This is a genomic window from Nocardioides sp. NPDC127503 (assembly GCF_040302165.1).
Lineage (GTDB): Bacteria > Actinomycetota > Actinomycetes > Propionibacteriales > Nocardioidaceae > Nocardioides.
In genome coordinates, this window is the sequence record NZ_JBEORH010000010.1 from 55,830 (window position 1) to 75,267 (window position 19,438).

At 69.8% G+C, this 19,438-nt stretch carries 19 protein-coding genes and 1 riboswitch; of the genes, 9 read left to right on the forward strand and 10 right to left on the reverse strand.

Annotation, left to right across the window (positions count from 1 at the left end; translation table 11 throughout):
• Positions 1 to 34: 34 nt before the first annotated feature.
• Complete coding sequence (locus tag ABTW65_RS21615; RefSeq protein ID WP_350663887.1) at positions 35 to 1,102, reverse strand: WD40/YVTN/BNR-like repeat-containing protein; 1,068 nt, start codon at positions 1,100 to 1,102, stop codon at positions 35 to 37.
• A 128-nt stretch (positions 1,103 to 1,230) separates the two neighbouring features.
• Between ABTW65_RS21615 and ABTW65_RS21620 the strand changes: the two genes are divergently transcribed.
• From ABTW65_RS21620 to ABTW65_RS21640, 5 genes are all read left to right on the forward strand, one after another.
• Positions 1,231 to 1,983 (forward strand): HAD family hydrolase, encoded by a 753-nt coding sequence (locus ABTW65_RS21620; protein WP_350663889.1) that lies wholly within the window; start codon positions 1,231 to 1,233, stop codon positions 1,981 to 1,983.
• A gap of 23 nt (positions 1,984 to 2,006) precedes the next feature.
• A complete protein-coding gene (locus ABTW65_RS21625) occupies positions 2,007 to 4,625 on the forward strand; it encodes a glycoside hydrolase family 65 protein (protein ID WP_350664343.1) in 2,619 nt (872 codons plus the stop codon).
• Positions 4,626 to 4,655: 30 nt separating this feature from the next.
• Positions 4,656 to 5,543, forward strand: coding sequence for an EamA family transporter (locus ABTW65_RS21630; RefSeq protein WP_350663891.1), 888 nt, complete (start codon positions 4,656 to 4,658; stop codon positions 5,541 to 5,543).
• Positions 5,544 to 5,663: 120 nt separating this feature from the next.
• Entirely contained in the window at positions 5,664 to 5,921 is a 258-nt protein-coding gene (locus ABTW65_RS21635; RefSeq protein ID WP_350663893.1) for a hypothetical protein, read from the forward strand.
• Entirely contained in the window at positions 5,918 to 6,841 is a 924-nt protein-coding gene (locus tag ABTW65_RS21640) for an alpha/beta fold hydrolase (RefSeq protein WP_350663896.1), read from the forward strand. The genes ABTW65_RS21635 and ABTW65_RS21640 overlap by 4 nt, the downstream gene beginning before the upstream one ends.
• On the opposite strand, the gene ABTW65_RS21645 is transcribed toward ABTW65_RS21640, so the two are convergent.
• From ABTW65_RS21645 to ABTW65_RS21665, 5 genes are read right to left on the reverse strand one after another with little or no spacing between them, the layout of a single operon-like run.
• Positions 6,838 to 7,620: an ECF transporter S component gene (locus ABTW65_RS21645; RefSeq protein WP_350663898.1), complete on the reverse strand. Its 783-nt coding sequence runs from the start codon at positions 7,618 to 7,620 to the stop codon at positions 6,838 to 6,840. The genes ABTW65_RS21640 and ABTW65_RS21645 overlap by 4 nt on opposite strands.
• Positions 7,617 to 9,206 (reverse strand): ABC transporter ATP-binding protein, encoded by a 1,590-nt coding sequence (locus ABTW65_RS21650; protein ID WP_350663900.1) that lies wholly within the window; start codon positions 9,204 to 9,206, stop codon positions 7,617 to 7,619. Before ABTW65_RS21650 ends, ABTW65_RS21645 begins: the two co-directional genes overlap by 4 nt.
• On the reverse strand, positions 9,203 to 10,318 hold the full coding sequence (locus ABTW65_RS21655; RefSeq protein ID WP_350663902.1) for a CbiQ family ECF transporter T component: 1,116 nt from the start codon (positions 10,316 to 10,318) through the stop codon (positions 9,203 to 9,205). Before ABTW65_RS21655 ends, ABTW65_RS21650 begins: the two co-directional genes overlap by 4 nt.
• The gene (locus ABTW65_RS21660) at positions 10,315 to 10,926 is read right to left on the reverse strand and encodes a hypothetical protein (RefSeq protein ID WP_350663904.1); all 612 of its coding nucleotides are present in this window, start codon (positions 10,924 to 10,926) and stop codon (positions 10,315 to 10,317) included. The genes ABTW65_RS21655 and ABTW65_RS21660 overlap by 4 nt, the downstream gene beginning before the upstream one ends.
• The gene (locus ABTW65_RS21665; protein ID WP_350663906.1) at positions 10,920 to 11,993 is read right to left on the reverse strand and encodes a prenyltransferase/squalene oxidase repeat-containing protein; all 1,074 of its coding nucleotides are present in this window, start codon (positions 11,991 to 11,993) and stop codon (positions 10,920 to 10,922) included. Before ABTW65_RS21665 ends, ABTW65_RS21660 begins: the two co-directional genes overlap by 7 nt.
• Before the next feature lie 66 nt (positions 11,994 to 12,059).
• A riboswitch (cobalamin riboswitch) is annotated at positions 12,060 to 12,182 on the reverse strand.
• 78 nt (positions 12,183 to 12,260) lie between these two features.
• Here ABTW65_RS21665 and ABTW65_RS21670 point away from each other — a divergent pair.
• Positions 12,261 to 12,899: a glycoside hydrolase family 19 protein gene (locus ABTW65_RS21670; RefSeq protein ID WP_350663908.1), complete on the forward strand. Its 639-nt coding sequence runs from the start codon at positions 12,261 to 12,263 to the stop codon at positions 12,897 to 12,899.
• Positions 12,900 to 12,909: 10 nt separating this feature from the next.
• Here the strand turns inward: ABTW65_RS21670 and ABTW65_RS21675 are convergent, their stop codons facing one another.
• The 4 genes from ABTW65_RS21675 to gatC form a co-directional block, all read right to left on the reverse strand.
• Positions 12,910 to 13,674 carry an NYN domain-containing protein gene (locus tag ABTW65_RS21675; RefSeq protein ID WP_350663910.1) on the reverse strand — a complete coding sequence of 255 codons (765 nt, stop codon included), beginning with the start codon at positions 13,672 to 13,674 and terminating at the stop codon, positions 12,910 to 12,912.
• 130 nt (positions 13,675 to 13,804) lie between these two features.
• Positions 13,805 to 15,313, reverse strand: a complete 1,509-nt coding sequence (gene gatB / locus ABTW65_RS21680; protein WP_350663912.1) for an Asp-tRNA(Asn)/Glu-tRNA(Gln) amidotransferase subunit GatB — start codon at positions 15,311 to 15,313, stop codon at positions 13,805 to 13,807.
• Positions 15,310 to 16,806 carry an Asp-tRNA(Asn)/Glu-tRNA(Gln) amidotransferase subunit GatA gene (gatA, locus tag ABTW65_RS21685; protein ID WP_350663915.1) on the reverse strand — a complete coding sequence of 499 codons (1,497 nt, stop codon included), beginning with the start codon at positions 16,804 to 16,806 and terminating at the stop codon, positions 15,310 to 15,312. Before gatA ends, gatB begins: the two co-directional genes overlap by 4 nt.
• Before the next feature lie 79 nt (positions 16,807 to 16,885).
• Positions 16,886 to 17,185: an Asp-tRNA(Asn)/Glu-tRNA(Gln) amidotransferase subunit GatC gene (gatC, locus tag ABTW65_RS21690; protein ID WP_350663917.1), complete on the reverse strand. Its 300-nt coding sequence runs from the start codon at positions 17,183 to 17,185 to the stop codon at positions 16,886 to 16,888.
• A gap of 90 nt (positions 17,186 to 17,275) precedes the next feature.
• On the opposite strand from gatC, the gene ABTW65_RS21695 reads away from it, so the two are divergent.
• From ABTW65_RS21695 to ABTW65_RS21705, 3 genes are read left to right on the forward strand one after another with little or no spacing between them, the layout of a single operon-like run.
• On the forward strand, positions 17,276 to 17,860 hold the full coding sequence (locus ABTW65_RS21695) for a TetR/AcrR family transcriptional regulator (protein ID WP_350663919.1): 585 nt from the start codon (positions 17,276 to 17,278) through the stop codon (positions 17,858 to 17,860).
• Positions 17,857 to 18,639: an ABC transporter ATP-binding protein gene (locus ABTW65_RS21700; protein WP_350663921.1), complete on the forward strand. Its 783-nt coding sequence runs from the start codon at positions 17,857 to 17,859 to the stop codon at positions 18,637 to 18,639. The genes ABTW65_RS21695 and ABTW65_RS21700 overlap by 4 nt, the downstream gene beginning before the upstream one ends.
• Positions 18,636 to 19,436, forward strand: a complete 801-nt coding sequence (locus ABTW65_RS21705) for a hypothetical protein (RefSeq protein ID WP_350663923.1) — start codon at positions 18,636 to 18,638, stop codon at positions 19,434 to 19,436. Before ABTW65_RS21700 ends, ABTW65_RS21705 begins: the two co-directional genes overlap by 4 nt.
• Positions 19,437 to 19,438 lie beyond the last annotated feature (2 nt).

Genomic DNA, 19,438 nt, shown 5'->3' on the forward strand with positions numbered 1-19,438 from the left:
CGCCACGCGATGGACTGTCGGCCCCGGACGGGACTCAGACCTTCGCGGCCCGAACCACCATCACGTCGGGGATGTCGCGGAGGATCTCGCGCCAGGTCTCGCCTGCGTCGGCGGAGGCCCAGACCGAGCCGTTGCGGGCACCGAAGTAGACACCGGCCGTCTCGTGGTCGTCGGCGCACATCGCGTCGCGCATGACGCCCACGTAGAAGTGGTCGGGCAGGCCCTTGTCGAGCGCCTCCCAGTGGTCCCCGGCGTCGCGCGAGCGCCACACGATCGGCTTGGCCTCCGGTGGGTAGCGGGACTCGCCGGCGCCGATCGGGAAGGTGAAGATCGTGTCCGGCTCCTTCGGGTGGACGACCATCGCGAAGCCGAAGTCGGTGGGCAGGCCGTCGGCGATCGACTTCCAGGAGCCCCCTTCGTCGTCGGAGCGGTAGACGCCGCCGTGGTTCTGCAGGTAGAGCCGCTCAGGACGGGCGGAGTGGCGGGCGACCTTGTGGACGCACTGGCCGAACTCGGGGTACTGCTGCCCCTCGGGCAGGAAGACCGCGATGATGCCGTTGTTGCGCGCCTCCCAGGTCTCTCCTCCGTCGCGGGTCTGGTAGACGCCGCCGGTCGAGATCGCCGCGGTCACCGAGTCCGGGTCGGTGGGGTGCGGCAGGATCGTGTGGAACGCCTGCCCACCGAAGCCCTCGCTCCACTCGGTGCGGTGTGGGTGGTCCCACAGCCCGCGCACCAGCGAGAAGCTGGCTCCGCCGTCGGTCGATCGGAAGATCGCGCCGGGCTCGACCCCGGCCCAGATCGTGCCCTCCGGCAACCCGGGCTGGAGCTGCCAGATCCGGGCCAGGCTCGCGTCGACGTCGTCGGGGAACGACATCGAGGTCTCGGTCCAGGTCTCGCCGCCGTCGGCCGAGGCGCGCACCAGCGCACCCAGCCACAGCGAGGAGCATCCGGCAAGGACTCGCCCGGTTCCGGGCTCGATCATGGCGGAGTAGATCTCCTCCATGTCATGGTGCGGACCGGTGAAGTCCCAGTCCTGCCGGGCGTCGTCAGAGCGCCCTATCCACAGACCCTTGCGGGTCCCGACAAGCAGCTGCGTACCCATGCCTTCCAGCATCCACCCGGTCGCCTTCTGTGGCCAGGAGATTTCGACGAGAGAACGGTGAGGGAAAACACCAGCCCCAGCGGGGGCGGATTCTTCGGCCTGGGCCACCCAGCCCCTAGCCTGAAGTCATGACCAGACCTGTTGCCTGGGAGACGTTCACCGCGATCCTCTTCGACCTGGACGGCGTGATCACGCCGACCGCTGTCGTGCACATGCGTGCGTGGGAGGAGATGTTCAACGCCTACCTGCAGGAGAAGACCCCGGGGGCGCCGGCCTACACCGACCAGGACTACTTTGCGTACGTCGACGGCAAGCCGCGCTACGACGGCGTCCGTGACTTCCTCGCCTCCCGCGACATCCGGCTTCCCGAGGGCACGCCGGACGACGCGCCGGAGCTCGAGACCGTTTGTGGTCTCGGCAATCGGAAGAACAACGCCTTCAACATGGTGCTCGAGCGCGACGGCGTCGAGGCCTACCCCGGCTCGGTGCAGTTCCTGGACTATCTGACCACCCTCGACGTCCGGCTCGGCGTCGTCTCGTCGTCGGTCAACGCGCCGACCGTGCTCAAGGCGGCCGGGCTGCTGGACCGTTTCGAGACGGTCGTGTCGGGAGCCGTCGCAGATGAGCAGGGCCTGCCCGGCAAGCCTGCACCGGACACGTTTGTCTACGCCGGTAAGGTCCTCGGAGCCACCCCGAGCGAGGCCGTCGTGCTCGAGGACGCCGTCTCCGGGGTGCGCGCCGGCAAGGCAGGAGATTTCGCGCTCGTCGTCGGGGTGGACCGTGGCGCAGGCCACGACACCCTCACGGCCGCCGGCGCCAGTCTCGTCGTATCCGACCTTGCTGAACTCATTCCAGACCCTGCTCGAGGAGCACAGCAGTGAAGACCAACGTCGGCCCGAACCCCATGGACCGGGCCCGTTACCCCATCGACCCGTGGCGACTGGTGGAGACCAGCTACTCCCCCGACGACCTCGGCCTGACCGAGACGCTCTTCAGCGTCGCCAACGGCTATCTCGGCATGCGCGGCACCCCCGAGGAGGGGCGCCCGACCTACGCGCACGGCACCTTCATCAACGGGTTCCACGAGACCTGGCCGATCCGCCACGCCGAGAACGCCTACGGCTTCGCCAAGACCGGCCAGACCATCGTCAATGCCCCCGACTCCAAGATCATGAAGATCTACGTCGACGACGAGCCGCTGACCTTCGGCACCTCCGATCTGGAGGAGTACGAGCGGGTGCTCGACTTCCGCGAGGGTGTGCTGCGGCGGCACCTGGTGTGGCGTACGCCTTCGGGCAAGCGGGTCGCGATCAAGTCGACCCGGATGGTGTCGATGACGCAGCGTCACCTCTCCATCCAGACCCTCGAGATCACGATGCTGAGCGGGGCGGCGCCGATCGTGGTCTCCTCCCAGCTGCTCAACCGGCAGGACGGCAAGGACGAGTACCACGTGCCGTCGGCGGCGCTGGGCGAGGGCATGGACCCGCGCAAGGCCTCCGCCTTCGACACCCGCGTCCTGCTCCCGCAGATGTCGGTCGCCGACGAGGAGCAGATGACCCTCGGCTACCGGTGCGCCAACTCGGGGATGACGATCGCGGTCAGCGCCGCCCACCAGATCGACACGCCGGACCCGGTCGAGACCGTCGTCCGTGCCGAGGACGACCTGGCCAAGACGGTCTTCCGGGTCGACGCGACCGAGGGCAGCACGCTGCGGTTGCAGAAGACCGTGGCGTACCACACCTCCCGCGGGGTGCCGGTGCGCGAGCTGGCCGACCGCTGCGGACGTACGCTCGACCGGGCGATCCGCCTGGGCGTCGGCCACTTCGAGCGCGACCAGCGCAACTGGTACGACGACTTCTGGTCCGCCGCCGACGTCGAGATCTCCGCCGCCACGGAGGACAAGGTCGAGGACATCGCTGCGGCCCAGCAGGCGATCCGGTTCAACCTGTTCTCGCTGGCCCAGGCGACCGCCCGCACCGACGGGCTCGGCGTCCCCGCGAAGGGCGTCACCGGCTCCGGCTACGAGGGGCACTACTTCTGGGACACGGAGTGCTACGTCGTCCCGTTCCTCTGCTACACCCAGCCCGAGGTCGCCCGCAACGTGATGCACGCCCGATCGGTGATGCTCCCCGCGGCCCGGCAGCGGGCGCTGGAGATGGCCGCGAAGGGCGCGCTGTTCGCCTGGCGCACCATCAACGGGCAGGAGGCCTCGGCCTACTACGCGGCCGGCACCGCGCAGGTGCACATCGATGCCGACATCGCCTTCGCGCTGATGAAGTACGTCTACGCGACCGGTGACATCGGCTATCTGATCCGCGAGGGCGTCGACATCCTGGTCGAGACCTCACGGATGTGGGCCGACCTCGGCTTCTGGCGCCACAACGGCGAGCCGTCCTTCCACATCCACGGGGTGACCGGGCCGGACGAGTACACCACGGTGGTCAACAACAACCTGTTCACCAACGTGATGGCCCGCTACAACCTGGAGAAGGCCGTCGAGACCATCGAGATGCTCCGGGCGGACTACCCGCGCGAGTACGCGCAGGTCATGGGCCGGCTCGACATCTCCCCCGACGAGGTCGAGGAGTGGGGCCGCTGCGCCGCCGCGATGCACATCCCCTACGAGGAGGGGCTCGGCATCCACCCGCAGGACGACAACTTCCTCGACCGCGAGGTGTGGGACCTGCCCAACACCCCCGATGACGTACGTCCTCTGCTGCTGCACTACCACCCGCTGGTGATCTACCGGTTCCAGGTGCTCAAGCAGACCGACGTGGTGCTCGCCCTCTTCCAGCAGGGCAACCGGTTCACCCCTGAGCAGAAGCGGGCCGACTTCGAGTACTACGACCCGATCACCACCGGCGACTCGACGCTGTCGGCTGTCGTGCAGTCGATCGTGGCGGCCGAGGTGGGCTACCAGGACGACGCGCTGCGCTACTTCTACGACGCGCTCTATGTCGACCTCCACAACATGCACGGCAACACCGTCGACGGGATGCACATCGCCTCCACCGGCGGCGTGTGGGGCGGGCTCGCGTTCGGCTTCGGCGGGATGCGCGACTACGACGGCAAGCTCTCCTTCGACCCGCGCCTACCGGTCCAGTGGGGCTCGCTGATCTTCCGGGTCCAGTGGCACTCGACCCGGATGCAGGTCGCGCTGACCAGCGACCAGATCGTGTTCACCGTCGTGGACACCCCGGGCGAGGAGTTCGACATCCCGATCAGCGTCCGTGGGAAGGAGTTCGTGGTCTCGAAGGGCTCGCCGGTCATCGTGCCGCTCGACGACCAGGGCCCGCGGATCGGCACCCACATCGACGAGGAGCCGCACGGCGGCATCCGCCCCGACGGATCGCGGATCACCGCCACCGTTCCCCCGCCGATCCCGCCGGAGCTCTACGAGCAGGACCACGTCGAGCACGCGACGCTCCCGCAGGAGTCGCGGCGCGGGTCGGAGCGGCTCGCGGAGGAGGCCAACAAGGCCCTCAACCTGTCCAACATCTCGCAGACGGACTCGGCGCAGTAGCGGGTCTTTACGTGGTCCTAGACTGACCGGGTGGTCAAAGCTTCTTCCTCTCAGCGGGCGAGGCTGGCCCACCCGGTCGTCCTGGTTCTGATCGGGATCGCGTCTGTGCAGATCGGCGCGACCTTCGCGAAGTCGCTCTTCGACGAGGTCACCCCGACGGCCATGGTGTGGCTGCGACTGTCGCTGTCGGCGCTCATCCTGCTGGCGATCACCCGGCCCCGGGTCCGCGGCCTCTCCCGCCGCGACTGGCTGGTCGTGGTCGCCTTCGGGGCCTCGCTCGGGCTGATGAACTGGGCCATCTACCAGGCGTTCGCCCGGCTCCCGATCGGGATCGCGGTCACCATTGAATTCATCGGCCCGCTCACGATCGCGCTGGTCACCTCGCGGCGGGCCCGCGACCTGGTCTGGGTCGCGCTGGCGGCCGCCGGGGTGGTGCTGCTCGGTCTCGAGCCCGGGCGGATCTCGATCGTGGGCGTGCTGTTCGCGCTGCTCGCGGGGGCCTGCTGGGCTGCGTACATCGTGCTGTCGAAGGCGACCGGAGCGCGGTGGGAGGGGCTCGACGGACTCGCTCTGGCCTCCACCGTCGCGGCGGTGGCGCTGACGCCTGCGGCGATGGCGTACGCCGACGGGCTGGGGTCTCCACACGTGTGGCTGGTCGGGCTGATCGTGGGCCTGATGTCGTCGGTGATCCCGTACTCGCTCGATCTCGTCGCCCTGCGTTCGATCAAGTCGGGGCTCTACGCGATCCTGATGTCGCTGGAGCCGGCCGCCGGCGCTCTGGCCGCGATCCTGATCCTCCACGAGGGACTCTCGGTCCTGCAGTGGCTGGCCATCGCCTGCGTCGTGGTCGCCTCTGCCGGGGCGACGCGCACCGGGAAGCCCGAACGCCACGTCCCGGCCGAGTCCACCCCTGTGTAGTGGGGCGTTTCACACAAGCGACATCCGCACGTCACTGACTCCGAACGTTGAGGTCACTACAGTTCGGTGACAACTCCCCCTCCGCCGCCCGGTCCGCCGCCTGTCTTTGGAGTTGCTCCGTTGTCGACCATCACCGCACCCGTACACACTGCTGCCGTCGCTCAGGTGGCCGCCCTCCTCGCCGCTCGCACAGCGGGGCGAATGGTCGGCCCGTTCCTACGACCCATCCAGCTGCTGCTCGCCTGGCCGGTGGCCTCCCACCTCGTCGCCCGGCACAACGCCAAGGCCGCCGAGGAGGTCCTCCTGCTGCGGCGTGCCGAGCGTGAGGATGTGCAGCACTATCTCCAACTGCTCGCTTCGGAGAGAATGACCGCATGAGTCTTCCGCGGGCGATGGCCGAGTCGACGATTGTGTTCCGGGACGTGCTCTCCGACGACGGCACGCTGATCCGCGCCTGGACCAACGACCCCGAGGGTGTGATCGACGGGCCGACGGTGCTGCTGTGCAACGGCCTCGGCACCAGCCCGTGGAACTGGCCGGCGCTGCTGCACACCTCGTGCGGCGTACGCGTCGTCTCCTGGCAGCACCGCGGCACCTCCGGCTCGGCGCGGCCGAAGGACCCGGAGCAGACCACCTCGAGGCACTTCGCCGAGGACGCTTTGTCGGTGATGGACGCCTTCGCGCTCTCCCGGCCGGTCGTGATGGGCTGGTCGATCGGGGTCAACACCGCGTTCGAGCTGGCCGCGGACCATCCCGAGCGCGTCTCCGGCGTCTTCGGCGTCGCCGGGGTGCCCGGCGACACGTTCAAGTCGATGCTCGGACCGCTGCGGCTGCCCGCCCCGGCGGCCGCGATCGTGACCCGGACCGCCTCGAGGGTGCTGTGCCGTACCGGCTCCCTGATCACTCCGCTGGCGGGGCGCCTCGACCTCGGACCGCGGGCGATCGAGGTGTTCTCGAAGGCCGGTCTGATCGGCAAGGTCCCTGATCCCGAGCTCGCAGCGGCGGCGCTGGCCGAGTTCTTGACCACCCCGGTCGAGTGGTACTTCCACCTCGCGCTGCGCACCTCCCAGCGCCGCTCGGTCTCGCTGCGCCGGATCAAGGTGCCGGTCGTGCTGGTCGCGGGCACCCGGGACCTCATCGCCGGGGCGCGCCACATGTCGCGGGTCGCCGCCGGGGTCAAGAACGGCACCTTCATCGAGCTCGACGGCACCCACTTCGTACAGATGGAGCAGCCCGACCGCGTCCACCAGCTGCTGCTCGGCTTTCTCGCTCGGGTCTCCGAGCATCAGCGCGTCTAGGGTGCCGAGACGACGCCTGTGACGGTGGCCCGGCGGGCGACGCGGCGCAGGGTGGCGAGGACGGCGGGGCCGAGGAGGGCGATGGCGACCGCGGTGGTGATCGCGCGCACGGTGTCCCAGCTGCTGGTCGAGGTGACCAGGGTGTAGCGCAGGAACGTCGCCAGGTTCTCGCCGAACGCGGCACCGGGTTCGTAGGAGAGGTTGCCGCTCGCGCCGGGCACCGTGACGCCGGTGAGCAGCGGCCAGCCCTGCAGGTTGAGGAGGAGCCCGTAGGCGTACGAGGCGAAGATCCCGTACGCCGCCAGCAGCCCGATCTCCCGGCGGCCGCTGGCGCGAGGCAGGAACCCGGCTCCCATCGCCACCCAGGCGGCGCCGAGCATCTGGTAGGGCAGCCACGGTCCGACGCCGGCGGTCACGAGCGCGGCGACGAACAGGCTGGTGCAGCCTAGGACGAAACCGAAGGCCGGACCGAAGACCCGTCCGCCGAGGATGAGCATGAAGAAGACCAGCTCCACCCCGCCGGTGCCGGCGGAGACGGCGCGCAGGACGGCCTCGATCGCGCTGAGCACGCCGAGGACCGCAATCATCCGGGTGTCGATCCCGCCCGTGGAGAGCTCGCTCAGCAGCACCACCAGCATCAGCGGCAGCAGCGCCAGGAAGATGAACGGCGGCTGCACCCGCTCGTAGCCGTGGAGCAGCAGCGGCCAGCCGAACATCATCAGCCCGGCCACGGAAATGATGGCGAGCAGGACGGCCGTGCGGGGCGAGAACCTGATCATCCCTCGCCCACCGCCTCGACGATCTCGCGTACGTTCAACCAGCCCGGGCCGAAGACCTTGCTCACCTGGGGCGCGAAGGCGGGCGACTCGGCCGTGACGCTGCGTACGTCACCGGCGGAGACCACCTCGCCGTCGGCGAGCACCACCACGTCGTCGGCGGCCTCGGCGACGAACTCGACGTCGTGGGTCGCCACCAAGACCGCCTTGCCGGCCTCGGTGAGCTCGCGCAGGATCTCGGACAGGGCGTGCTTGGCGGCGTAGTCGAGCCCCCGGGTCGGCTCGTCGAGAAGCACGACCGGCGGGTCGGCGCTCAGGATCAGCGCCAGCGCCAGGGCGAGGCGCTGGCCCTCGGAGAGGTCGCGCGGGTGCTGGCCGTCGGGGATGCCGGGGACGAGACTGTCCAGGATCTCCCGAGTCCGCGGGCCACCCGCGTCGCACTCCTCGGCCACCGTCTCCAGGTAGAGCAGATCGGCCGCGGTCTGCGGCAGCAGCCCGACGAGCTCGCGTCGCTCTTCGGGGTCGAGGGTCGCCGGATCCTTGCCGCCGACGTCCACCGACCCGGCCAGGCGCTTCTGGGTCCCCTGCAGCGTCCACAGCAGCGTCGACTTGCCCGATCCGTTGCGTCCCATCAGCGCCGTCACCCGCCCCGCGGGCAGCTCGATCGAGACGTCGTGGAGGACCGGCCTACGTCCTCTGGTGACGGTGAGACCGGAACTTCTCAGGCTTTTCCTGCACTTCTCTGGCGTTGCAACGCCTGAGAAGTGCAGGGATACCCGGTTAACCGGGTATTCCAACGACCGCGCCCGCCGCCTCGCATCCCGCACCGTGAGCGGCAGCGGCGACCAGCCGAGCTCGCGACCGAGCTCGACGAGCGGCGGGACGATGGGCGAGGTCTCCAGGACCTCGGCGGGGTCACCGACGGCGACGGAGCCGTCGCCGACGAAGAGCGCAATGCGGTCGGCGAACGGTACGACCCGCTCGAGGCGGTGCTCGGCGAGCACGACGGAAGTGCCGAGGTCGTGGACCAGCCGGGTGATGGTGGCGAGCACGTCCTCGGCGGCGGTGGGGTCGAGGGCGGAGGTGGGCTCGTCGAGCACGACGACCCGCGGGTGGGTGGTGAGCACCGAGCCGATCGCGACGCGCTGCTGCTGCCCTCCTGAGAGGGTACGCAGCGACCGCTGCCGCAGCTCGGCGATGCCGAGCAGGTCGAGGGTCTCCTCCACCCGGCGCCGCATGGTCGCCGGGGGAAGGCCGAGCTGCTCCATCCCGTAGGCGAGCTCCTCCTCGACCGTGTCCGTGACGAATCCGGCCACCGGGTCCTGCCCGACGTAGCCGATGATCCCGGCGCGCTCGCGCGGCGGCGTACGGACGATCGAGGCACCGTCCAGCAGCACGTCACCGTCGAGCACGCCGCCGGAGAAGCGCGGCACCAGGCCGGCGAGTACGCCGAGCAGCGTCGACTTCCCCGAGCCGGTCGGGCCGGAGACGAGCAGCAGCTCGCCCTCCTCGATGGTGAGGTCGACGTCCTTGAGCACGTGCTCGGAGGAGTCGGGCGGCGTGAAGGTGATGCCTCGCAGCTCGATCATGCGACTGCCTCCTCGTGAACGAGCGATGATGCCGGTAGCGGAGCGGCGACGGCCGGGACCAGCCCGACGAGCACACCCAGCATGGCGGTCAGCGTGACTTCCGGGACGGTGCTCACTCCCGGAAAGGCGACCGGGACCTGATAACGGGCGACCCACCAGCCCACGGCGACGACCACGATCCCGCTCAGCGCCACCACGACCTCCGGCCAGCGCCACCGGTCGGGCCGGTAGACGGTCCGCGTCACGCGGCGGCCGGCGAGCGCCAGCCCTCCGGCGGCGGTGCCGACGCCCAGGCTCAGCATGGTGGCGGCCAGCCAGCCAGGCGTGGTGCCGTCCAGCACCGCGTAGACGCCGGCGCAGAGCCCGACGAGCGAGACCAGCATGAGCGCCGAAGTGATCCGCCTGGTGGCGACCGGGACGCCGGCCGTACGTCCGTAGCCGCGGGTGTCCATCCCCGCCGCCAGCGCCATCGACCGCTCCAGGGCGTCCTCGAGCACCGGCACCAGGAAGCGGCGCAGGCGCCTGACGTTTCCGGTCGCACCGGCACGCAGCCGTTGCGCGGCGCGCACCCGCTGCACCGATTCGGCCAGCTGCGGCAGCACGGTCACGGCGACCACGACAGCGGTGCCGATCTCGTAGAGCGCCGGCGGCAGCGAGCGCAGCAGCCGCTTCGGGTTCGCCAGCGCGTTGGCCGCGCCGACGCAGATCACGATGACGCCCAGCCGCAACCCGTCGTAGAGGCCGGCCAGCAGCGCCTCGCGGGTGAGCGGCCCGAGCAGCCTGATCCCCAGCACCCACTCCGGAAGCGGGATCTCGGGCAGGTCGATGAGCACGTGGCCCGGCACCGCGCCCAGGAGCACTCGGAAGAGCACCCGGGTCACGACGATGAACACCGCGAGGCCGACGTAGAGCCGGAACGCCTTCGCCCACGGTTGCTCGCCTCGGCGCGCGGCGACCACGACCGACACCACCCCCACCAGGAGCAGGAGCAGCAACGGGTTGGTGGTGAAGGAGGCGTACGCAGCCAGGCCGATCGCCCACACCCACCAGGCGACGGGGTGCAGATCGCGGGGCAGGTGCGCGACCGCGGCCGTACGGAACAGGGTGCTCATCGCCGACGCCACCACACGGCACCGGCGACGGCGAAGAGTGCGAGGATCCCCGCGGGTGCGACCCAGGCGGGCAGATGCTCGGAGGCCGAATCTGTCGGTTCTTCCGGAAATAACTCCGGCGACGGGCTTGAGGGCGCCCCCACAGCATCCCCAAGCTCCGTCGCCGGAGCGGTAACGACATCGTCGTCTATCCACGTGAACGCAACACCCTGCCCGGAGGTCACGCTGATTTCGGTAACATTTCTGGAGGCGTAGCTCCAGGCCCCCGAATCGTCGGTGATCCAGAGCGACCAGTACGCGTCGGCAGGCGGCATCTGGGCGCAACCGGCCGCCTTCGGGCGCTCATCGACGCGGCATACGACGCTGGGCATCGAGGTCACAAAGGTGAGCGGATGTCCGGCCTTCTCGAAGAGATCGGCGCCGGTGTCGCCCTCCTCGGGCTGGACACAGGTGACCTCGGGGTCGCCACCCAGCGCGTTGGGCTCGACGACGACGGTGACCCCGTCACACGTCTCGGCGGCAGACGATGCGGCGACCGGGGCGAGGACGGGTGCGGTGGCCCCGGCGAGGAACGCCAGGGCCACCAACGAGGACCGCAGGATCAGCACGAGCTCTTCGCGGTCGCGTCCTTGGGCAGGAAGACCAGCGACGGCAGCGCCTGAGCAGCGGCGAGGCGATACATCCCCTCGGACTCCTTGGTCAGGCCCTTGGCGTTGCCCTCGGTCAGCGCGGCGTCGTCATAGGCCACCGCGCCGGCGTCGTCGCCACAGGTCACGACGTGGTCGGCGACCCAGGCCGCCGCCTTCTCCGCGGCAGCGGTCTCACCGGCGCGCCCGAACGCCCATCCGGCCAGGCCGGTGGTGTTGGAGTTGGCGATGTTGCCGGTGGCGGCCTTGAACGACCCGTCCTTCGCCTGGGTCTCCTTCAGCCACTCCACGCCGGCCTCGACGGCCTTCTCCGCCTCCGGGGACGCAACCCCGGACAGGGCGATCAGCGCGAACGCGGTGGCGTCGGCGTCCGGGACGGCCTTCGGGTCGGCGTCGCAGGTCTGGTCAGCGGCGGCGGGGTCGGCCGCGAAGGTGACCCGGAACCAGCCCTCCTCGCACTGCTGCCCGGCCAGGAACTCCGTCGCGGCCGCGGCTTCCTTGCTCTCGGCGTTGTTGAGAGCCCACACGGCGTACGACTGTCCGATGGTGTTGGAGTAGTCGGCCGCCTCCTTGTTCTTGGGGTCGAGCTTGTCGGCGATGCGGCCGTTCTCGGCGACCGTGCCCTCGAGCTGCTTCAGCAGACCGGGGTCGGAGGCGTCGACGTTCTGCTGGAGGACCAGCGCCTTCGCGGTGGCCCCGGCCGAGGTGATGGTGCCGAACCCGGGCGAGGTGTAGGCCTTCTTGTTCTCCATCACGGCCGCGGCGATCGTCGAGATCTCCTCGTCGTAGCCACCGACCTCGGCCAGCGCGATCCCGATGTCGGCGCTGAGCCCGAAGTCGTCGGTGCCGTACTGCGCGTTGCGGGCCACACCCTCCGGCGCCTGGGCCACGAGCCAGTCGGCCACCGAGGTGGACACCTTGGCGTCGTAGGTGGGCTTCTCCCCCTCCTCGACGGCTTTCTCGCCGCAGCCGGCGAGCGAGGTGAGGGCGAGGGCGGCGGCGATGCCACCGAGGACGGTCTTCTTCATGGTTCCTTCCGCGCTGTTCGTCGGGAAGGCCCAAGGCCGACCCGCTGCTTTCCACGACAGCGTCAGGTCAGTACGCGTCCGTCGGCAGGTGCTCCGGCTCGCCCAGGACACTCTCGGTGCCTGGGCCTACGGTTGCGGGTCAGCGCCGGGATTCGACCGGCTTCCCCCACCACGGCGTGTGTTGATTGAGGCTCTGCTATGCGGGGGCAATCCTATGCCTGGCGGGCCCTGCTTGCGGGATCGCCGTCGAGCAGTCACTCTGTCCCCATGCGCCACAGGATTCTCGGCCTTGTCGCAGCATCGATCTCGGCCACCCTTCTCGCCCTCTCCCCGACCACGACGGCCGGCGCGGAGGAGGCACGGACATCGGTCACGTACGTCGATCTGATCGCCATGTTCGGCGAGAAGGTCGGCGACCGGAGCACCGTCGAGACCGGGCTCCCGAGCCTCAACCGAGCGATGACCGACGCCGAGATAACCACCCCCTACCGGCAGGCGGCGTATCTGACCACTCTCGCCAACGAGAGCTCCTTCCACCACGACGCCAAGGGCCGCGACAAGCGGAAGTTCACCGGCCGCGGCTACATCCAGCTGACCGGCGAGGCCAACTACACCGACGCCGGCACCTACTTCGACATCGACCTGCGCCGCCGCCCCGAGCTCGCCCGGTCGCTGGACTACAGCGCCCCGATCTCGCGCTGGTACTGGACCGTCGCCCGCGACATCAACCCGCTCGCCGACGCCCTCGACATGGGCAAGGTCAACGCGGCGATCGGCTATCCCTCGAACAAGAAGGAGGACGCCGAGCGCTGCCGCGACTTCAAGGCCGCGCTGAAGCACCTCCACGGGTCGGTGCCCAAGGGCGTCAGATGCGCCCGCCCGGCCGCCTCCGCGCAGACCCGGTAGAGGACGTACGTCACTTCTTGGTGCGCTTGTCGCTGACCGCGATCGCGGAGGTGCCCTCATCCTTGAGCTCGAAGAGATCGATCGCCTTGATGAGCTTGGTCCAGGTCGCGTACCCGTAGTTGCGCGGGTCCTCGGAGGACTGGTTGCGGATGCGGGAGACCACGGTGCCGACCAGGGCCCAGCCGTCGTCGTCGGCGGCCGCGGCGATGGAGTTGCGCAGCAGCTGGATCAACCGGGCGTTGCGCTTCAGCGCCTGCCCGTTGGTCGCCGATGACGACTGCTTGCGTGTGCGCGTGGTCCCGGGCTCGGCGTCGACCTCGGTCTCCTCCTCGGAGCCACCGAGCTTCTCCACCACGGTGAACCGGGTGCAGGCGCTCTTGAACGGCGCCGGCGTCTTCTCCCGGCCATAGCCGTAGACCGCGCGGCCCTTCTCCCGCAGGTAGTGCACCAGCGGCGTGAAGTCGGAGTCGGAGGAGACCAGCGCGAACGCGTCCGGGATCGCCGCGTGCAACAGCTCGACCGCGTCGATGGCGAGCGCCATGTCGGAGGCGTTCTTGTGCGCGGTCAGGTCGAACTGCTGCATCGGCCTGATCGCGGCATCGTGCAGCTCCTCGATCCAGCCCTTGAGCTCGGACTTGGTCCAGTTGCCGTAAGCCCGTCGGATCGTCACCTCGCCGTACTCGGCCAGGTCGTTCAAGATGTCGTCGATCTTCGAGGCGGGCGCGTTGTCGGCGTCGATGAGCAGTGCGATACGGAAGGGCTCGGTCACGGTCACGCCGGACAGTCTGCCAGTGCACCCCATCGCCGAGTCGGCTCATCCTGACCAAAACCAACGCCGAGTCGGCGCGTCATGACGCGCCGACTCGGCGGAGTTTGTTGTCAGGACGAGCCGACTCGGCGTGGGATCAGGAGAGCTTCTCCAGGATCAGCTCGCGGACGCGCTTGGCGTCGGCCTTGCCGCCGGTCGCCTTCATGACCGCGCCGATGAGGGCACCGGCCGCGGCCTGGTTGCCGCCGCGGATCTTCTCGGCGACGGCGGGCTGGGCGTCGATGGCTTCGTCGACGGCGGCGCCGAGGGCACCGTCGTCGGAGACCACGGCGAGGCCACGGGCGTCGATGATCTCGGAGACCGTGCCCTCACCTGCGAGAAGACCCTCGAAGACCTGCCGGGCCAGCTTGTCGGTCAGCGTCTTGGCGTCGACCAGCTTCTGCACCTCGGCGACCTGCACCGGAGTGACACCGACCTCGGCGAGCTCGACGCCACGGTCGTTGGCGCTGCGGGAGAGCTCGGCCATCCACCACTTACGGGCGGCCTGCGGGGAGGTTCCTTCGGCGACGGTCGCCTCGATCAGCGACAGAGCGCCCGCGGCCCAGACGTCACGCATCTCCAGGTCGGAGTAGCCCCACTCGACCTGCAGGCGGGCCCGCTTGTCAGCAGTACGCTCCGGCAGGCTCGCTCGCAGCTCCTCGACCCACTCGCGCGACGGCGCGACCGGGACGAGGTCGGGCTCGGGGAAGTAGCGGTAGTCGTCGGCGTCCGACTTCGGCCGGCCGGCCGAGGTGGTGCCGGTGTCCTCGTGGAAGTGGCGAGTCTCCTGGAAGATCGCCTCCCCCGCGTCGAGGATCCCGGCGTGGCGCGACATCTCGAAACGTACGGCACGCTCGACCGAGCGCAGCGAGTTGACGTTCTTCGTCTCGGTGCGGGTGCCGAGCTCGCCAGAGCCCTTCGGGGACAGCGACAGGTTGACGTCGCAGCGCATCGAGCCCTGGTCCATGCGTACGTCCGAAACACCCAGACCCAGCAGGATCTCGCGCAGCGCGGCGACGTACGCCTTCGCCACCAGCGGTGCCTTGGCACCGGTGCCGAGGATCGGGCGGGTGACGATCTCGATCAGCGGGATGCCGGCGCGGTTGTAGTCGACCAGCGAGTAGTCGGCGCCGTGGATGCGGCCGGTCGCGCCACCGATGTGGGTGGTCTTGCCGGTGTCCTCCTCCATGTGGGCGCGCTCGATGTCGACCCGGAAGATCTCCCCCTCGACCTCGACGTCGAGGTAGCCGTCGTAGACGATCGGCTCGTCGTACTGAGAGGTCTGGAAGTTCTTCGGCATGTCCGGGTAGAAGTAGTTCTTCCGGGCGAACCGGCACCACTCCGCGATCGAGCCGTTGAGCGCGAGACCGATCCGGATCGCGCTCTCCACGGCCTTGGCGTTGACGACCGGCATCGAGCCGGGCAGGCCGAGGCAGGTCGGGCAGACCTGGGAGTTGGGCTCGCCGCCGAAGGTCGCCGGGCAGCCGCAGAACATCTTGGTGTTGGTGTTGAGCTCGACGTGCACCTCGAGCCCGAAGGCCGGGTCGTAGCGCTCCAGCACCTCGTCGAAACCGACCAGACCCAAAGAATCAGGCACAGCGGTCATCGGGCCACCTCCAGCTTGTCGATCGAGAGCACCGGACCGATGGCGCCCTCGAGGGCGGCACCGACGCGGTAGAGACGGGCGTCCTCCAGGACCGGCGCCAGGAGCTGTACGCCGACGGGCAGCCCGTCGACGTCGGAGACCCCGGCCGGGATGGAGATGCCGGGCGTACCGGCCAGGTTGGCCGGGATGGTGGCCAGGTCCTGCATGTACATGGCGAGCGGGTCGTCGAGCTTGGCTCCCAGCGGGAAGGCGGTCGACGGCGACGTCGGCGAGACCAGCACGTCGACCTGCTCGAAGGCCTTCTTGAAGTCCTCGATGATCAGCGTGCGGATCTTCTGCGCCTGGCCGTAGTAGGCGTCGTAGTAGCCGCTGCTGAGCGCGTAGGTGCCGAGGATGATGCGGCGCTTGACCTCGTCGCCGAACCCGGCGTCGCGGGACGCCTTCATGACGTCCTCGGCGGACGGGTCGCCGTCGGGGGTGACCCGCAGCCCGTAACGCATCGCGTCGAACTTGGCCAGGTTGGAGGAGCACTCCGCCGGCAGGATCAGGTAGTAGGCAGCCATCGCGTGCTCGAAGCTCGGCGTGGAGACCTCGACGACGTCGGCACCCAGCTTGGTGAGCAGGTCGACCGACTCGTTGAACTTGCGCATCACGTCGGGCGCCCAGCCCTCGCCGGCGAGCTCCTTGATGACGCCGACCTTGAGACCCTTGAGGTCACCGGTCGCGCCGGCGCGGGCCGCGTCGACGAGCCCCGTCACCGGGGTAGTCGTGGACGTGGAGTCGAGCGGGTCGTGGCCGCCGATGAGCTCGTGCAGCAGGGCGCTGTCGAGGACCGTGCGGGTCACCGGACCGACCTGGTCCAGCGAGTTGGCCAGGGCGACCAGACCGTAGCGGGAGACGGACCCGTAGGTCGGTTTCACGCCGACGGTGCCGGTGACGGCACCCGGCTGGCGGATGGAGCCACCGGTGTCGGTGCCGAGCGCCAGCGGCGCCTCGAAGGCGGCGACGGCCGCGGCCGAACCACCACCGGAGCCACCGGGGATCCGGTCGAGCTTCCACGGGTTCTTCGTCGGGCCGTACGCGGAGTGCTCGGTGGAGGAGCCCATCGCGAACTCGTCCATGTTGGTCTTGCCCAGGATCGGCAGACCGGCTTCCTTGATCTTCTTGACCACGGTCGCGTCGTACGGCGGGACCCAGCCCTCGAGGATCTTGGAGCCGCAGGTCGTCGGCAGGCCGGTGGTGGTCAGCACGTCCTTGACCGCGATAGGTACGCCGTCGAGAGCATGCAGCGCGTCACCGTTGGCCCGGCGCGCGTCGGAGGCGGCGGCCTGGGTCAGCGCGCCCTCGGCGTCGATGTGCAGGAAAGCGTGGACGTCGCCGTCGACCGCGGCGATCCGGTCGAGGTGGGCCTGGGTCAGCTCGACCGAGGTGGTCTCGCCAGCGGCGAGGGAGTCGGCCAGCTCGGCAGCCGACTTCAGGATCAGGTCGCTCATCGCGCTACCTCCGTGAGAACAGGTGAAGCGTACGGAGGCAGCGCGATGACGGCCTCATGGTTCGCTCGCTGACGCTCGCTCACTGCTCGTCCCCCAGGATCCGCGGCACCGAGAATCGCTGCTCCTCAACGCTCGGCGCGCCGGAGAGCGCCTGCTCCGGCGTCAGGCCGGGCACGACGACGTCCTCACGGAAGACGTTGGTCATCGGAAGCGGGTGGGAGGTGGCAGGCACGTCGTCGCCGGCAAGCCCCTGGATCGAGGCGACGGACTCGAGGATCACCTGAAGCTGCGGGGCAAGGTGATCGAGCTCGGCGTCGCTGAGGTCGATGCGGGCGAGGTCGGCCAGGTGCGCGACCTCGTCGCGGGTGATTTCTGGCATGCGCACATCCTAGGTGTCAGCGCCCCCAACTCTCACGTCGGTGAGCCGTGGCAGTTGCCAAGCCATAATGTTAGTGACTAACATTATGGCGTGGTCACTTCCAAGACGCTCCGAACCAGGGCCCGCATCCTCGATGTCGCCCTGGATCTGTTCGAGCGCCAGGGGTACGACGCGACGACCGTGAGCCAGATCGCCGAGACGGCCGGCATCACGCAGATGACCTTCTTTCGGCACTTCCCCACCAAGGACGCGGTGCTGGTCACCGATCCGTACGACCCGCTCATCGCCGAGGCGGTCGGGGCGCAGCCGCTGGGGCTACCGCCGCTCCACCGGGTCCGAGGTGGTTTCCTCAGCGCTCTCGCCGGGATCGCCGAGGTAGAGGACGCCACTGCCCGTCGACGCGTCGCGATCGTCGCTCGCCACCCGAGCCTGCGCGCGGCCGTCGCTGTGTCCACCCAGGACACTCAGGACGCGATCGTCGAGCGGCTGGCCGCTGATGGCGCTCCTCGTCTCGACGCCGTCATCGCGACCGCGGCCGTCCTCGGTGCGGTGACGGCGGCGCTGATGTCGTGGGCGGACCCCGACAGCGTCGCCCTCGACGACGACACGTCGCTCGAGGAGCTCGTACGTCACGCCCTCGACCAGCTCACCCCGACGACCGGCGAACGATCATGACCGCGCTACGCCTCGACGCCGTCAGCCACTCCTTCCCGGCCCACCGGTCGCCGTGGGCCAGGCGCCGCGAGGGCAGGCCACGCCTGGCGCTGGACGACCTCTCCCTCCACGTGGACCACGGCGAAGTGGTCGCGATGATCGGCCTCAACGGTGCCGGCAAGACGACCGCGCTGCGCGCGCTCGCCGGCAGGCTCCGCCCCGACTCCGGCACCGCGAGGATCCTCGGCAAGGACGCGGCCGACCTGCCACGGAGTGTTGCCGCACAGTTCGGGCACGTGGTCGACGCACCACTCGTCTTCGCGGATCTCACCGTGACCGAGAACCTTCGAGCCGCCGCGCGCCTGCACGGTTGTCACGCCGATCAGGCCGAGGAGCGGGCCACCGCCGCCAGGAACCGGCTCGGCCTGGATGCGTGGGCAGACGTACGCGCACGCGCTCTCTCCCAGGGCAACAGGCAGCGTCTCGGCATCGGGGGCGCCACGATCCACACACCGCGCGCGCTGGTGCTCGACGAGCCCACCAGCGCCCTCGACCCGCGTGGAGTGGTGATCGTGCGGGAGCTGGTGCGGGACCTGGCGGCACAGGGCGCGGCCGTCCTCGTCAGCAGCCACCATCTCGACGAGGTGTCCCGGATAGCCGACCGCATCGTGGCGGTCCACGCCGGCCGAGTGGTCGACACCTTCAACCCCAGCGGCCCCGATCTCGAGTCGCGCTTCTTCGCGAGCGTGCTCGCAGCCGAGCGCGAGGAGCCCCGAGCCTCCATCAGAGGAGAGACATGATTCCCGGTCTGCGAGCAGCCCTCCAGGTCGAGGCACTGCTGCTGCGCCGGTCGGTAGTCCTCCGGATCGCCGTTCCGGTGCTGGTCGTGCTCGTCCCGTGCGCCAGCTTCGGTGCCGTGGCCCTGGCGCGCTCCGACTACGGGGTCGGCGCGACCGCAGCGAAGCTGGCCCCGTACGCCACCGGCGACCCCGGAACCACCGTGATGGTGGCGCTCGCCCAGATCCTCAGCGTCGCGGTGCTCACCGCCGGCGGGTTCGCGACCGCATGGGCGTTCGGGCAGCCCTTCACCGACGGCACCGCAGGTGCATCCTTCGGGCTGACGGTGCCGCGCACCACGATCGCGCTGGCCCGCTGCCTGGTGATTCTCGCGAGCCTCGCGGCCGTCGTGCTCGCCGCGACGCTCGTCGGATTCGCCCTCGCCGCGCTGGCGGGCGTGACCCTCGCGACGGGGCCGGCGGACACCACCCCGGGACTCGGCCAGGCGACCGTCACCGCCCTCACCGCCGGGATGCTCGGCATCGGACTGGCCCTTCCGTTCGCCTGGGTCGCGACGGTCACCCGGAGCGCGTTCGGCACCATCGGCGTACTGATCGCCGTCATCGCCGCCACGCAGGTGATCGTCCTCCTGGGTGCCGGCTCCTGGTTCCCCTACGCGGCGTCGTCTCTGTGGACCGGCATGGGCGGGCCCGAAGCTGCCGCGGCCGTCGGCGTGCCGCAGCTGGCGCTGACCGCTGCCGTCGGCCCGGTCGCAGTGGTCGCCGTCGTGCATGCCTGGCAGCGCCTCACCGACGTGTAGCG

Coding starts and splice junctions, on each gene's coding strand:
- gatA (WP_350663915.1), bottom strand. CDS start 16,806: ATGAGCGACCTGATCCTGAAGTCGGCTGCCGAGCTGGCCGACTCCCTC.
- ABTW65_RS21705 (WP_350663923.1), top strand. CDS start 18,636: ATGATTCCCGGTCTGCGAGCAGCCCTCCAGGTCGAGGCACTGCTGCTG.
- ABTW65_RS21655 (WP_350663902.1), bottom strand. CDS start 10,318: ATGAGCACCCTGTTCCGTACGGCCGCGGTCGCGCACCTGCCCCGCGAT.
- ABTW65_RS21650 (WP_350663900.1), bottom strand. CDS start 9,206: ATGATCGAGCTGCGAGGCATCACCTTCACGCCGCCCGACTCCTCCGAG.
- ABTW65_RS21640 (WP_350663896.1), top strand. CDS start 5,918: ATGAGTCTTCCGCGGGCGATGGCCGAGTCGACGATTGTGTTCCGGGAC.
- ABTW65_RS21625 (WP_350664343.1), top strand. CDS start 2,007: ATGGACCGGGCCCGTTACCCCATCGACCCGTGGCGACTGGTGGAGACC.
- ABTW65_RS21620 (WP_350663889.1), top strand. CDS start 1,231: ATGACCAGACCTGTTGCCTGGGAGACGTTCACCGCGATCCTCTTCGAC.
- ABTW65_RS21670 (WP_350663908.1), top strand. CDS start 12,261: ATGCGCCACAGGATTCTCGGCCTTGTCGCAGCATCGATCTCGGCCACC.
- ABTW65_RS21645 (WP_350663898.1), bottom strand. CDS start 7,620: ATGATCAGGTTCTCGCCCCGCACGGCCGTCCTGCTCGCCATCATTTCC.
- gatB (WP_350663912.1), bottom strand. CDS start 15,313: ATGACCGCTGTGCCTGATTCTTTGGGTCTGGTCGGTTTCGACGAGGTG.
- ABTW65_RS21700 (WP_350663921.1), top strand. CDS start 17,857: ATGACCGCGCTACGCCTCGACGCCGTCAGCCACTCCTTCCCGGCCCAC.
- gatC (WP_350663917.1), bottom strand. CDS start 17,185: ATGCCAGAAATCACCCGCGACGAGGTCGCGCACCTGGCCGACCTCGCC.
- ABTW65_RS21615 (WP_350663887.1), bottom strand. CDS start 1,102: ATGGGTACGCAGCTGCTTGTCGGGACCCGCAAGGGTCTGTGGATAGGG.
- ABTW65_RS21665 (WP_350663906.1), bottom strand. CDS start 11,993: ATGAAGAAGACCGTCCTCGGTGGCATCGCCGCCGCCCTCGCCCTCACC.